The 12,434-nt window shown below is 37.8% G+C and carries 8 protein-coding genes; 2 read left to right on the top strand and 6 right to left on the bottom strand.

The annotated features are described in order from the left end of the window. Positions 1–38 precede the first annotated feature (38 nt). Both nifJ and HMPREF9144_RS04475 read right to left on the bottom strand, forming a co-directional pair. Positions 39–3,605, bottom strand: coding sequence for a pyruvate:ferredoxin (flavodoxin) oxidoreductase (gene nifJ, locus HMPREF9144_RS04470; protein WP_006044692.1), 3,567 nt, complete (start codon positions 3,603–3,605; stop codon positions 39–41). A 108-nt stretch (positions 3,606–3,713) separates the two neighbouring features. After that, on the bottom strand, positions 3,714–4,898 hold the full coding sequence (locus HMPREF9144_RS04475) for an ATP-binding protein (RefSeq protein ID WP_006044693.1): 1,185 nt from the start codon (positions 4,896–4,898) through the stop codon (positions 3,714–3,716). Positions 4,899–5,146: 248 nt separating this feature from the next. Between HMPREF9144_RS04475 and HMPREF9144_RS04480 the strand changes: the two genes are divergently transcribed. Then, complete coding sequence (locus HMPREF9144_RS04480; protein WP_006044695.1) at positions 5,147–6,232, top strand: hypothetical protein; 1,086 nt, start codon at positions 5,147–5,149, stop codon at positions 6,230–6,232. 245 nt (positions 6,233–6,477) lie between these two features. On the opposite strand, the gene HMPREF9144_RS04485 is transcribed toward HMPREF9144_RS04480, so the two are convergent. Next, positions 6,478–7,593, bottom strand: coding sequence for a porin (locus HMPREF9144_RS04485; protein WP_006044696.1), 1,116 nt, complete (start codon positions 7,591–7,593; stop codon positions 6,478–6,480). 244 nt (positions 7,594–7,837) lie between these two features. Here HMPREF9144_RS04485 and rlmD point away from each other — a divergent pair, with 244 nt between their 5' ends. Then, the gene (rlmD, locus tag HMPREF9144_RS04490; protein ID WP_006044698.1) at positions 7,838–9,262 is read left to right on the top strand and encodes a 23S rRNA (uracil(1939)-C(5))-methyltransferase RlmD; all 1,425 of its coding nucleotides are present in this window, start codon (positions 7,838–7,840) and stop codon (positions 9,260–9,262) included. A 596-nt stretch (positions 9,263–9,858) separates the two neighbouring features. Here rlmD and HMPREF9144_RS04495 read toward each other — a convergent pair. The 3 genes from HMPREF9144_RS04495 to HMPREF9144_RS04505 all read right to left on the bottom strand — a co-directional run bounded on the left by HMPREF9144_RS04495 (position 9,859) and on the right by HMPREF9144_RS04505 (position 12,412). Next, positions 9,859–10,956: a DegT/DnrJ/EryC1/StrS family aminotransferase gene (locus HMPREF9144_RS04495; protein ID WP_040595385.1), complete on the bottom strand. Its 1,098-nt coding sequence runs from the start codon at positions 10,954–10,956 to the stop codon at positions 9,859–9,861. After that, positions 10,953–11,906, bottom strand: a complete 954-nt coding sequence (locus HMPREF9144_RS04500) for a GNAT family N-acetyltransferase (protein ID WP_006044700.1) — start codon at positions 11,904–11,906, stop codon at positions 10,953–10,955. Before HMPREF9144_RS04500 ends, HMPREF9144_RS04495 begins: the two co-directional genes overlap by 4 nt. A 95-nt stretch (positions 11,907–12,001) precedes the next feature. Next, positions 12,002–12,412 (bottom strand): sugar 3,4-ketoisomerase, encoded by a 411-nt coding sequence (locus tag HMPREF9144_RS04505; protein ID WP_006044701.1) that lies wholly within the window; start codon positions 12,410–12,412, stop codon positions 12,002–12,004. Between the last annotated feature and the right edge of the window lie 22 nt (positions 12,413–12,434).

Raw genomic sequence — 12,434 nt, forward strand, 5'->3', positions numbered from 1 at the left:
TCTATCAAAATAAAATAAAGATATCTTATAAATCAGTATTAAGCATTTTCGCTCCAATCTTCCTTGCTCTTGCGAACGTAACTTTGGTAACGAAGTTTTGCCATTTTCTCTGCAGCATCGAAGAGTTCTTGTGCCTCGTTAGGATAAGCTTTCTTAACTGAGAGATAGCGTACTTCACCCATCAAGAAGTCTTGGAACTTGCTCCAATCTGGCTCTTTAGAGTCGAGAGAGAATGGATTCTTTCCTTCTTCTGCCAATACAGGGTTGTAACGCCACAAGTGCCAGTAACCACTTTCTACAGCACGACCTTCTTCTGCCTGACTCTTGCCCATACCACCTTTAGCCTTTAGACCATGGTTGATACATGGTGCGTAAGCGATGATGAGTGATGGACCTGGATATGCTTCAGCTTCGCGAATAGCTTTAAGAGTCTGTGCCTGATCAGCACCCATAGCTATTTGTGCAACATAAACATAGCCGTATGTGGTTGCCATCAAACCGAGGTCCTTCTTGCGGATACGCTTACCCTGTGCAGCAAACTGTGCAATAGCACCGAGTGGTGTAGACTTAGAGCTCTGACCGCCAGTGTTAGAGTAAACCTCAGTGTCAAGAACGAGGATATTTACATCTTCGCCAGAAGCAATAACGTGGTCAAGGCCACCGTAACCGATGTCGTAAGAGGCGCCATCACCACCAATAATCCATTGTGAACGCTTCACCAAGTAGTGGTCTAATGTCTTCAATTCCTTACAGATTGGGCAACCTGCTTCAGCACCAGCAGCAATCATTGGTTTCAGTGCTGCACTTGCTTCCTTAGATGCATCAGCATTGTCTTTAGCCTCTATCCATGCTTGTGCGGCTGCTTTGAATTCAGCAGATACGTGGTCTTCGTTCATAGCATCGTTCAAAAGTTTAGTAATGCGTTCACGCATCTTCTTATTGCCAAGAGCCATACCCAAACCAAATTCGCAGAAGTCCTCGAACAAAGAGTTGTCGAAAGCAGGACCTTGACCATTTTCATTGGTTGTGTAAGGAGTAGAAGGAATTGACGCAGAATAGATAGAAGAACAACCAGTAGCGTTAGAAATCATTTCACGGTCGCCAAAGAGTTGAGAAACCAACTTAACGTATGGTGTTTCACCACAACCAGCGCAGGCTCCAGAGAACTCGAACAATGGTTGAGCAAACTGAGAGTTCTTAACGTTGCTCTTTATGTCTACTAAATGTTGCTTTGTTTTTACATTCTTAACCAAGTAGTCCCAGTTATCTATTTGTTGCTGATCGCGTGTGAATGGAACCATAGCAAGTGCCTTGCCATTCTTATTACCAGGACAAACATCGGCGCAGTTTCCACAACCAACACAGTCGAGAACGCTAACCTGAATGCGGAAGTGCATACCAGCCATAGGTTTTGGTACTTTCATATCCAATGTATTGTCGCCAAATCCATTAATTTCTTCGTCATCAAGAACGAATGGACGGATACAAGCATGAGGACAAACGTATGCACACTTATTACACTGTATACAGTTCTCTGGGGTCCATTCAGGGTTGAATGCCTCAACACCACGCTTTTCGAATGCAGCAGAACCGTTCTTCATTGTACCGTCTACCATATCGTACTTAATGAAATCGGAAACTTTGAGTAAGTCGCCAACCTGACCATTGATAGGACGGACAATCTCTTTGATGTATGCAGGTGCATTGTCATTAGAGTCTTCAGCATCATCAGCAAGATTAGCCCATGAGGGATCTACAGTCAATTGCTTATATTCGCCACCGCGGTCTACAGCAGCATAGTTCTTGTCTACAACATCTTGTCCCTTGTTACCGTAAGACTTAACAATGAACTCTTTCATTTGCTCAACAGCCAAATCTACAGGTATAACCTTTGTAATGCGGAAGAATGCACTCTGAAGAATAGTATTGGTACGGTTGCCGAGACCAATTTCTTGTGCAATCTTTGTTGCGTTGATATAGTAAACGGTAATGTTGTTCTGAGCGAAGTAACGTTTAATTCTGTTAGGAATGAAGTTTGCAAGTTCTTCGCCTTCGAAGATTGTATTCAAAAGGAAAGTACCATTCTTCTGTAAACCACGAATTACATCGTACATACGTAAGTATGCCTGAACATGACAAGCAACAAAGTTAGGTGTATTTACCTGATAAGTAGAACGGATTTCGCTGTCTCCAAAACGAAGGTGAGAACAAGTAAAACCACCAGACTTCTTAGAGTCGTAAGAGAAATATGCTTGGCAATGTTTGTTAGTGTTATCACCAATAATCTTAACAGAGTTCTTGTTTGCACCAACGGTACCGTCAGCTCCCAGACCATAGAACTTAGCTTCGAACATACCTTCGCCACCCATAGGAATCTCGTCAATCAATGGAAGCGAAGTGAAAGTAACATCATCTACAATACCAACAGTAAAGTGGTCTTTAGGCTCTGGAAGTTCTAGGTTGTTGAATACAGAAATAATATGTGCAGGTGTGGTATCAGAAGAACCAAGACCATAACGTCCACCTACAATTAAAGGTTTGTTTTCAACATCGTAGAATGCGCTCTTTACATCAAGATACAATGGTTCTCCTTCTGCACCAGGTTCTTTTGTTCTGTCGAGTACAGCAATACGCTTTACTGTCTTTGGAACAGCTGCAAGCAAATGCTTAACAGAGAAAGGACGATAAAGGTGAACAGAAATCATACCAATTTTCTTACCGTGCTTAATTTGATAGTCGATAGCTTCGCGTGCGGCTTCAGTAGCAGATCCCATAAGGATAATAATGTTTTCTGCATCTTCAGCACCATAGTATGAGAAAAGGTGATATTCACGACCAGTAATATCTTTTATCTTTGCTAAGTAATCTTCAACTACTTCTGGAATATTCTCGTAGTATTGATTGCAAGCCTCACGGTGTGTGAAGAATGTTTCTGGATTTTCAGCAGTACCACGAGTAACAGGACGCTCTGGAGAGAGTGCACGGTCGCGGAATCGTTTAACGTCAGCTGGATCGAGTAACTTAGCTACTTCATCTTGGTCAATCATCTCAATCTTCTGATATTCGTGAGATGTGCGGAAACCATCGAAGAAGTTTACAAATGGAATGCTTGTCTTCAACGAAGCAAGATGTGGAACTGCTGTAAGGTCCATAACCTCTTGTACTGAACCAGAACAGAACATTGCAAAACCTGTTTGACGACAAGCCATAACGTCTGAATGGTCGCCAAAGATACACAATGAGTGAGTAGCAAGTGTACGTGCAGAAACATCGAACACGCAAGGCAACATCTCACCAGCAATCTTATACATATTAGGTATCATCAGCAACAAACCTTGTGAAGCTGTGAATGTTGTTGTAAGTGCACCGGCTTGGAGTGAACCGTGCATAGCACCAGCTGCACCACCTTCTGATTGCATTTCCTGAACAGTTACTGTTTGGCCGAAAAGATTTTTACGACCTTTCGCTGCCCATGTATCAACATGCTCTGCCATTGGAGAAGACGGAGTAATAGGGTAGATTGCTGCTACCTCTGAAAACATGTAGCTTACATGTGCTGCAGCTTCATTACCATCACAGGTAATATACTTTTTTTCTTTCGCCATTGTCTTTATTTTATTAAATGTTTCTATAATGTTTTTGGTCTGTTTTGTATAGGCCTATCTATTAACAATCTTTTTTATATCATTTATGTATGTACTTTAGTCTTAGTTTCAGTATAGAAAGCCAAAGAGCCAAAGAGGAATCTTATTGTCTTTCCCTACTTTCATATTGTAACGTACATATATTGTATCATTGTTTAAACGCATTTTTGTATTCTCTGCATCGCATACCCTAAAACGTCTATTTCTGTCTATTATATAGTATCCACATTTGTTTCCTTCATTTATTGTATGCTTGGAAAGTAGGGCATTCACAAAAAATGTTTCCATTACCTCTTGCTGCTCTATGTGTATCGGATATATTGCGTAAATGAGATTAGAATTATTCATTATTACCTTTGCAGGCTTCTTGGGAAAATCTTGACCAACAGAATAAATAATATTTATCAAGCGTGAATCTGATAGATATTTAATGTAGTTCATAACAGTTGCACGACTTGTATTTATCTCTTTAGCTAAATTGCTTATATTGGGTGATTTTGGACCTTCTAAAGCAAGCAGATAAAAAAGTGTCTTGATTTTAGTGAGATATTTTAATTCTATTTGCTTTATGAGCAAGATATCAACCTCTGTCATCATGTTCATAGTCTTCAATAGATTTTCAGAATAATTTCTGTTCTCTAAAAAGAAAGGATAATAGCCATGATGAATGTAATCTTGGAAATATTCGAGTGGATTAATCTTTGTCAGTATTTGTGTTGCTATTTGTTCGTGGTTCTCAATGATATCATTAAGCGAATAGCTTGAGAAACTATGTCCTGACATATAATTTAAGAACTCTCTAAAGGAGAAACCTCGTAAATTATAGCTCTTAACAATACCATTAAGTTCAGGATTTTCTTCTTTTAGACGCATAACACTAGACCCAGTAAATACAATCTTTAATTCAGGATAATTATCATAACATCTACGCAAGTCGCTACTCCAATTGGGCTGTTTAAAAACCTGATCAATAAGCAAGACGCGTCCCCCATTTCGATAGAACTCTCCTGCAAAGTCAGAAATACCTTTCTCTTGGAAATAGAAGTTGTTCATATTTATGTAAAGACATTTTCGGTCGTTAGCACCAAACTTCTCTTTAGCATATTGAAGAAGGAAGGTCGTTTTTCCAACGCCACGTGTTCCTTTGATGCCTATCAACTGATCATTCCAATCAATCTCGTCCATAAGCATACGTCTCACTGGAGCATAATTATGTTCCACTAAATAGGTGTGAGTACGGAAAAATGCATCCATCTTATAACAAAATTATTTCATATCCTAACAGCACTATCAGGCAACACATTTATATATACCTAATAATATTGTGTGCAAAGATAATATTTATTTCTTTAATTTGCAAACTATACATGGCAAAAAAGACCTTTTCACTATTATTTATATTTTGTCTTTTTAAGTATTTGCTGTATCTTTGCATACGGTTAGTAGACTTTCTTTACTCTCATTTGTAGAATGTTTGCAAAAGTCATAATGGAAAAAATAAAATGAAACTTCATATATTCAATCCTGAGCACGATATTTCGTTAGCGCAAAATAATCCTAATCAAACCCCATCACGTGCAGCATTGCAAATACGTAATGATTTGGATTTTATTCCTTATATCTGGGCAGTTCAAGGCGATGTTATATTGGTAAATGATGTAATGAAGGCGTATGAAGCCGTTGAAAAACTTCGATTGAAAGATAAGAATGTTTCTTTTATAGATGCAGACATTTTAGAAAAGTATTCAGATGAAATAGATGCTATTCTACCTTGGGGATGGGATTGCGCAATAAAGGAGCACTTAAAACGTTTAGGTATATCGCAGACTCTTTTGCCTTCAAGCAAGCAATTATCTGAAATACGCAATTTAAATAATAGAAAGGCATCTATAAGTTGGTTATTGTTTTTAAAGGCGCATCTTCCTTACGCTACGACAGTTGGAGAGGCATACTATTATAACAACATTAATGATTTGTGTGCAAAGGCAAAGGAGATAGGGAAAGCTGTAATAAAAGCTCCTTGGAGTGGTAGTGGTAGAGGATTACGATTTACCGACAGAAATATCTCTACAGTACACCTAAATTGGGCAAAGAATATTATAACACATCAGCAGGGCATTATTTTAGAGCCATATTATAATAAGGTGCAAGATTTTGCTATGGAGTTCTATATAGAAGGTGAAGTAAAATATTGTGGCTTGTCTATTTTCCAGTCTTTACATGGGGCGTATACAGGTAGTATTATTGATACAGAAGAAAGAAAACGCAATTTCTTAAGTAAGTATGTGGATATAGAATTATTGGATACAATAAAACTTACTCTAATAAACTTATTAGAATGTAATATTAAATATAACTACAAGGGACCTTTAGGAATTGATATGATGATTGTTGAGAAGAGATCTTTATCTACTTCTTCATTATATGCTATTCATCCTTTTGTTGAAATAAACTTTCGCCGTACAATGGGGCATGTCGCTTTATCGCTTTCTAATAATTTCCAAATACATAATAAGATGATGCGAATAACGTATAATGGTTCGCATCATACATTAGAATTAAACGATAGAACTTACCCTAACATTTAAAATATAACCAAAATACGAGGAATGAAATAACTAGAGCTATTATACATGTAATAGTTAGCATTATACGTGCTATAATCTTTCTTCTGCGAACTAAAGAAGAATGTTTTTGTTGATTGAATCCTGAATACTGATCGTAATGGTACTTTCTTTTGTTTCCTTGTGAACTTCTCATTATTGTAGGTTGGTGTTATCCTAAAGAAAGTATCTTTCTCAGATACTTTCTTTATATTTTCAGTCTAATCTATTTAAAATTTAAAACTCAGTTGCACGTCTACTAAAGAGTAGTTCGGCTTTGCTAAGCTACGGTCGTGAACATAAGCATATTCAGTTGAAAGCAGCACATTCTTATTAAATTGGTAGTTTAAACCAACTTCGTATAATGTGCGTTGTTTTTCTGCGCCCTTTGAAGGTTGGTACATATCGTAACGTGCTTTTCCATACAGTTTTTCCTTTACTATAGGTGCTATCACTAAAGCATAAACTCCTTGTGCTTTACTGCCATTACTACCTATATTACAGTCTTTTGCTGCAGCATCATTTGTGTTTACAAGCGACTTAGCAAAAGCTTCTCCTGTAGAATGTGCATATTCTGAACGGAATGTCCAGTCGTTTACTATATATTCGGCAGAAACAGCATAGCGACGTTGTTGCAACTTACGTACGCCTGTTTGTGTTGCGCCAGTAGCATCAATCCATGTACCTTTACGAGCATACGAACCAGTCCAACCAAACCAACCAATACGCATACCTTTTACAGGCATAACCCAAACACCACCGATAATATTTTTTTGTTCGTCTACGTCTTTCACGTTAATTCCTTGCCCGTTAAACACGCCGACCTGATAGTGTAGCAAATTTCTTCCAGCAGAATTCTTCAGAAAATCGCCTTGAATTTGTACACCTATATCGCGTCCATTTGAACTATGTGTTCCTGCTCTATCTGCAAACCCTGCAAATTTGCTAACGACTTGTGAATACCCCATAAACCCTTGTGTAATAGGGTGGATTGGATTCTCAAAAGTGAATGGGTTCTTGAACTGACCAATTTTTACACGGAAGAATGTGTACTTTTGCCATTCTGTGAACAAATCGACTACACGTGGCGATGAGCCTAAAGTAGACGTATTACCATTAAATTGAATTTGTACTTTCCATGCCCAATCGTTAAAAAGACGTCCGTCGAGTGAAACACGACCTAAACGTAGATTGAACGAATTAGATTTTGCCTTGTCTTGATTAGTAAACTGGTACTGCGCTATGCCATACCCTGATAGCTTCACATTGTCGATCCACTTTGCTGTCTGTGCAGATACATTAGAGAATGCTAACGCTATGGCAGCTAACATAAAGATTTTTTTCATATATTTACCTTTGAATATTAAGTTTATAGTTTCACTCTGCAAAGATACAGACAATTTGTAAAAAATGAGAACATTTCTTAAAACTTTCGCTAAAAGTATTATAAAATATGCCTATTGCCTTGCTTTACTACCGTCTATGAAGAATGATATAATAGAATTTTATAGCGTTAAAGCTTCTCTCTTTTATTTAACGTGTGTTATGTAAATAGGAAAAAATAACTAACTTTGCAGCAAATATTAAAATATGAGTAGGAAAAGAAAATCATTACCTATATTAGAGAATGTAGAAATAGAGTCTGTTGCTGCAGAAGGTAAATGTGTAGCACACGTAAACGATATGGTTGTGTTTGTACCTTTTGTTGTACCAGGTGATATTGTAGACTTGCAAGTACGCAAGAAACGGCACAGCTATTGTGAAGCAACTGTACTGAGAATGATACAGCCTAGTTCTATGCGTATTACTCCTAAATGCGAACATTTTGGAGTCTGTGGTGGGTGTAAATGGCAAAACCTTCCTTATAAAGAACAGTTGGTTTCCAAACAACAACAAGTTCTCGACCAACTAAAACGTATTGGAAAGGTTGAACTGCCAATGATATCTCCCATATTGGGGTCTGAGAAAACAGAGGAATATCGCAATAAGCTTGAGTTTGCCTGTTCAAATAAACGGTGGTATACCAAAGAAGAGTTAGATGCATTACCAGAAGGGGTTGGGTTAGCTCAGGGAGCAATAGGCTTTCATATAACAGGCGCCTTTGATAAGATTTATCCTATTAATAAATGTGTGCTTATGGACAACTATTGTAATAAGGTAAGGAATGCTATTTACAATTATGCTGTGGAACACAAACTTAGTTTTTACGATATCAGAGAACAACACGGTTTGTTACGCGACATTATGATGCGAAATTCAAACACGGGCGAATGGTTGGTGCTTGTTCAGTTTCATTACGATGAGGTGGGCGATGAAGAATGTGCTATGAACTTAATGCAGTTCATTGCCGATGAGTTTCCTGAAATTACATCATTATTATATGTAGATAATCAGAAAGGTAACGATACTTTCAACGATTTAGAATTGACAGTATTTAAAGGTAACGACCATATATTTGAGTTAATGGAGGATCTTCGCTTTAAGGTTGGTGCCAAAAGTTTCTATCAAACCAATACAGACCAAGCTTACCATTTGTATAGTGTTGCGCGCAACTTTGCCAACCTTACTGGTAATGAATTGGTTTACGATCTATATACAGGTACTGGAACCATTGCAAACTTTGTAGCTAAAAAGGCTAAAAAGGTGATAGGTATTGAATATGTGCCTGAAGCAATAGAAGATGCAAAAATAAATTCGGAAATAAACGAAATATCTAACACGCTGTTCTATGCTGGCGATATGAAAGATATTCTAACCGAAGCATTCGTAAAACAACATGGACGCCCAGATGTCATTATAACCGATCCTCCTCGTGCTGGTATGCATGCCGATGTAGTGAATGTTATATTGGGTGCACATCCCAAACGAATTGTTTATGTAAGTTGTAATCCTGCAACACAAGCCCGCGACTTAGCACTTTTAGATAGAGACTATAAAGTTGTAGCCGTTCAGCCAGTCGATATGTTTCCACATACGCCTCATGTAGAAAATGTTGTTTTGTTGGAAACTAAGTAATTGAAACTTTAATAAAATGTGTTTATTAATATTCACTTATAATTTATAATGAATTATGAATATATAATATACGAAAGGAGGTGTACCAGATAGGTATACCTCTTATAATTTTATGTAAAGTTAGCCTGAAAAACATTATGAATATGATAGTTCTCCGTTATCTTCTGCAACTCTTTTCTCTACGTTTTATTCTTGTTTATTTGTGTTGTAACATAATGTAATATAACTGCATTGCCTTATACAGCTGGAAAGATATACCGTTTGAATTAGCCAGTTTACCTTATCAAATCAATGGTTCCGACGAAAATGAATAATGAATTTATAAGCACTGCTTATAGTCTGTCTACCAATGGAATAGAACACCTCAGGTGTTTATAAAAGTCAATGCAATATAGTTACTTTTGTTTTAGATATCTATCACAATCGTCTCAGATATCTGTGAGTTGCGTTTCAGATATCTGTCAGCTGCGTTTCAGATATCTGTCAGTTACAAATTAGATATCACAAAAAGCAGCAACCTTTATAATGCTATATTATACCACTTGAAAGATATTTATTCTGCTGAGATTTATAATGCCTTTTATTCTACAATTAAGCTAAGCAAAGTTACTTAGCAATACAGCTATCTGTTCGGCATCGCCTAACGACATAGTTTGGTTGCACGGAATGGAAAGTTCTTCCCGATGAATACGTTCTGTAAGTGGAAATGAAAGAGTATTCCATTCCTTATATGCTTTTTGTTTGTGGGGTGGAATAGGGTAGTGAATGAGAGTCTGTACACCGTTATCTGTTAAGTATTCCTGTAATTTATCGCGTTCTGCACAGAGTATTGGAAATATGTGATAGACGTTATCACGGTTTAAAGCTTTAGGAATGGTAATGTGCTCATTCTCTATATGTTGTTCAAAATAATGGGCAATTACTTTCCTACGTTCATTTTCCTCATCGAGATACTTTAGTTTTATACTGAGCACAGCAGCTTGTATTTCGTCCATACGACTATTTTTACCTTGAAACTCGAATACATATTTGCGGTTCGAACCGTAATTAGCAAGCGCCCGAATAGTTTTGGTTAGTTCCAAGTCGTTTGTGGTTATGGCACCAGCATCGCCCAATGCACCAAGATTTTTGCCTGGATAGAAGCTGTGAGCTGCTGCATCGCCAAGGCTTCCTGTATGCTTACCGTTAAAGGTGCAACCATGTGCCTGTGCATTGTCTTCTATCAGCTTTATATTATGGCGTTTACAAATATTGCCTATTCTTTCTGTATATGCACACCGACCATATAAATGTACGAGCATAATGGCACGAGTGCGCGGTGTGATAGCAGCTTCTATACGGCTGTCGTCTATTTCTAACGTTGCGATATCAGGTTCTACGAGTATGGGTGTAAGGTTGTTTTCGGTTATAGCTAATATGGTGGCAATGTAAGTGTTAGCAGGTACAATTACTTCGTCGCCATCATGAAGTTGTCCAAGCTCTTTGTAAGCACGCAGAATAAGATGTAGAGCGTCGAGTCCATTTCCACAACTAACGCAATGTTGCGTACCAATGTAGGTGCGATAATGCTCTTCAAAATGTTTAACAGCATTGCCGTTAAGATACCAGCCCGATGCCACAACGTTTGAAATAGCCTTGTTTATTTCGTCTTTGTGCATCGCTGTGATGCGTTTGAGTGATAAATATTCTATCATAAAACTGATATATTCCATTTGTAAGTGTCGTAACAAATACCTCGTCCGCCAAATCCTTCTTTCTGGTGGATAAGCTGCTGATTTAGTATTGTACCTCCATCTTCGGTACTTTTACCAAAGTCGAAATAACCATCTATGCCCTTATACACATTATTTATTATATAATCGAACAACAAATCCAGTGTTCCCATTGCTTTCCCCTTTGTTGATGCTGAAATATATTGTGTATGAACAACGTTCGGTGTTTCATAGATGAGAGTGCCACCCAGTGGTTCTTTGTCGGTTGTTGTAGCTAAGTAAAGTTTTATTTGCTTTGGGAATCTACTTCTTAAGAGTTCTAATTCTGCTAAAGAATGTACAGGGTGTGTATTGTATTTGGTGGTAAGATTATTATTGAGGATATTCCAAAATGCAGCTAAATCTTGACTTTCTCCTACGAGAATGCCATTTTTGATAGCCTTTCGAATGCCACTTCTGCGACTTTCGGTAAACTTTCGTACGTTGTGGAGACTGAACGATGATGAAATATCGCGGCTGATGAGTTGTGCGTGGCAAATATTGGTAAGTGCATAGAGGTCCTCTTCGGCAGGAATACGGTGGTAGATATATGGAATAGCTTTGTAGATTACTTGTTTTATACCCATTTCCTTGAGCAAAATGTTCAGTTCAGAAAAGATGTTGCATATCTTCTCAGCAGTAATTTTCTCTGTAGTGAGTAATCCTCCATAAGTAAGTCCATGATGCGAATATAGGGTATCGCCTTCCCTATTGGCAGGTAACACAGCAACGATGTGCCCTTTCTCCATTATAAGAAACGAGCAGTCAGCAAACCTATCAGCATGATAGTCCATATAATTGCGATTGAAAAGAAAGGTGCCTTGCTTGGAAATAGAAACAAATTCATTCCATTTCACGGCATCGTCAAGGTTATACTGTTTAATCTCAATCATATTATGGTATTATTTAATATATGCTATTCCAAAATTTAAAATAATAGCAGGTTATATGTAAGCTTTCGTTCCGAATGTGTTTCCCTTCACCATTCTTATTTTGTTTTGCCTATGAATTTTAAATACTCATCATAGTTTCTGATGTAGTCGCTTTCGTCGAAAGGATCTTCAGCCAACACTAAGCATACTGCACCAGAAGAGAAATCCTCAAGTGTTCTCCATGTGTCTGTATTTACAAGTAAGCCTTGATAAGGGTGATTGAGTAAGAAAGATTCTTTTTCTGCGCCATTGTCGAGTGTAACAGTGAAAGAACCGTTTGCAGCAATAATAAATTCGCGACAATGTTTGTGCGAGTGTCCGCCACGATTTTCTCCTCCCGGCACATCGTAAACCCAATAAACGCGTGCAATATTAAAAGGAATGTCTTTCATTTCTTCTGCTACAGTAAGGTTGCCACGGCGGTCTAATCGTTTTGGCAATTCAATTATCTTTCCTATTTTTGTCATACTTGTGAGTTTAAGAACTTCC

This window comes from Prevotella pallens ATCC 700821 (assembly GCF_000220255.1).
GTDB lineage: Bacteria > Bacteroidota > Bacteroidia > Bacteroidales > Bacteroidaceae > Prevotella > Prevotella pallens.

What these genes read in the sequence shown, in the direction of transcription:
- HMPREF9144_RS04480 (WP_006044695.1), top strand. Translation starts at nt 5,147, where the DNA reads ATGAAACTTCATATATTCAATCCTGAGCACGATATTTCGTTAGCGCAA.
- HMPREF9144_RS04495 (WP_040595385.1), bottom strand. Translation starts at nt 10,956, where the DNA reads ATGATAGAATATTTATCACTCAAACGCATCACAGCGATGCACAAAGAC.
- HMPREF9144_RS04485 (WP_006044696.1), bottom strand. Translation starts at nt 7,593, where the DNA reads ATGAAAAAAATCTTTATGTTAGCTGCCATAGCGTTAGCATTCTCTAAT.
- HMPREF9144_RS04475 (WP_006044693.1), bottom strand. Translation starts at nt 4,898, where the DNA reads ATGGATGCATTTTTCCGTACTCACACCTATTTAGTGGAACATAATTAT.
- rlmD (WP_006044698.1), top strand. Translation starts at nt 7,838, where the DNA reads ATGAGTAGGAAAAGAAAATCATTACCTATATTAGAGAATGTAGAAATA.
- HMPREF9144_RS04505 (WP_006044701.1), bottom strand. Translation starts at nt 12,412, where the DNA reads ATGACAAAAATAGGAAAGATAATTGAATTGCCAAAACGATTAGACCGC.
- nifJ (WP_006044692.1), bottom strand. Translation starts at nt 3,605, where the DNA reads ATGGCGAAAGAAAAAAAGTATATTACCTGTGATGGTAATGAAGCTGCA.
- HMPREF9144_RS04500 (WP_006044700.1), bottom strand. Translation starts at nt 11,906, where the DNA reads ATGATTGAGATTAAACAGTATAACCTTGACGATGCCGTGAAATGGAAT.